The sequence below is a fragment of the Pseudomonas sp. P4_C3 genome (genome assembly GCF_056402075.1).
The window spans coordinates 1-1,817 of sequence record NZ_JBFUIC010000555.1 but is presented as its reverse complement, the minus strand read 5'-3'; the positions used below and the strand labels follow the sequence as shown (position 1 = coordinate 1,817).

Sequence of the window (1,817 nt, the reverse complement as noted above, 5' to 3'; positions counted from 1 at the left end):
GTCCTTCGCTTCCTTGGCGTCCATTTCCGCATTGCGTTCGGCGACGCGCTTACGTTGCTCTTCGGTCAGTTCGACCTTGTTGGCGGTGTCGCGCAGCAGCATCAGACCACCAACGATCGAGCCGATGGCAACGACCAGAATCAGCCAGGCATACCAGGGCATAGGACTCTCCTTGAAAAGCGGGCGGGTCGACGAGGGTTCGCCAACCGATCGTGCATACCACTTTGAGTGATGGGGTTTCATCGCAGTTCCATCGCTATCACCCCCATTCTATGCCTGTTGTCCAAGGTTCACTCTAACGCTTTCAATGTCCGGTCAACATCGCATCCRCCGGTGCGTCGGCGCGCAATTGCGCGGTGAGCATGAAGTACACGAAACCTGCCACCATGAAGCCCAGGAAGATCAGGCCGATCAACGTGTTGAACCATGCCATCGCCACCAGGCACACCACTGCCAGCATCAGTGCAATGAACGGCACCAGCGGGTAGCAGGGGGCGCGGAAGGTGCGTTCCAGGTTCGGCTCGGTTTTACGCAGTTTGAACAGGCTGAGCATGCTCATGATGTACATCACGATGGCGCCGAACACGGCCATGGTGATCATTGCGGCGGTCAGCGTCATGCCGCCTAGGTTGATCAAGCCGTCGCTGTAGATGGCTGCAATGCCGATTACACCGCCGGCGATGATCGCCCGGTGCGGGGTTTGAAAACGTGACAGTCTGGCCAGGGACACCGGCAGGTAGCCGGCCCGGGCGAGGGCGAAGAACTGCCGCGAGTAGCCAAGGATGATCCCGTGAAAACTCGCCACTAGACCAAACAGGCCGATCCACACCAGCATGTGCAGCCAGCCCGAGCTTTCGCCGACCACGGTTTTCATTGCCTGTGGCAGCGGGTCGTTGATGTTCGACAGGGTGCGCCAGTCGCCGACGCCACCGGCGAAGAACATCACGCCCATCGCCAGCAGCACCAGGGTCAGAATACCGCTGATGTAAGCCTTGGGAATCGTGCGCTTCGGGTCCTTGGCTTCTTCGGCGGCCATGGCTGCGCCTTCGATGGCGAGGAAGAACCAGATGGCAAAGGGGATCGCCGCGAACATCCCGGCAATCGCCGGAGCATCGAACACGTCGGAACCGGCCCAGCCATTGAGGGCGAAGTTGCTGAAGCTGAACGCGGGGGCGACTACGCCCATGAACACCAGTAATTCGGCGACGGCCAACACGCAGACCACCAGTTCGAAGGTCGCTGCCAGTTTCACACCGAGGATATTGAGGCCCATGAACACGATGTAGGCACCGACTGCCGCGTGTTTCGGGTCAAGGGCTGGAAACTGGACATTGAGGTAGGCGCCGATGGCCAGGGCAATCGCCGGCGGGGCGAAGACGAATTCGATCAGTGTCGCCAGCCCGGCGATCAACCCGCCTTTTTCGCCAAAGGCGCGACGGCTGTAGGCAAAGGGACCGCCGGCGTGAGGAATGGCAGTGGTCAGCTCGGTGAAACTGAAGATGAAGCAGGTGTACATGGTGGCGACCAAAAATGAGGTCACCAGAAAGCCCAAAGTCCCGGCCACGCCCCAGCCATAACTCCAGCCGAAATACTCCCCGGAAATCACCAGCCCAACCGCAATGCCCCACAAGTGCAACGTGCCCAGCGTGGGTTTGAGTTGTGTGTTCATGTTTTTGCTCCCTGAGTGGTTTGGAAAGCTCGGGGGAGGCCAGTGCAGTGGGCGTGCCATTTCACGATGGTGCGTCGTAATAGGATGAAAGGCGTCGTATCGGGGATGTTCGCCACAGAATGCGCGAATTTTGTGCGTCAGTCAGGGG

General features: G+C 59.5%; 2 protein-coding genes. Both read right to left on the bottom strand.

What is annotated here, in order from left to right; translation table 11 throughout:
* The coding region (locus tag AC1DVH_RS30555) for a DUF2897 family protein (protein WP_477756938.1) at window positions 1–162 on the bottom strand (162 nt) is incomplete at its 3' end.
* Window positions 163–304: 142 nt separating this feature from the next.
* Window positions 305–1,669, bottom strand: coding sequence for an ethanolamine permease (eat, locus tag AC1DVH_RS30550; RefSeq protein ID WP_477756937.1), 1,365 nt, complete (start codon window positions 1,667–1,669; stop codon window positions 305–307).
* Window positions 1,670–1,817: the final 148 nt, after the last annotated feature.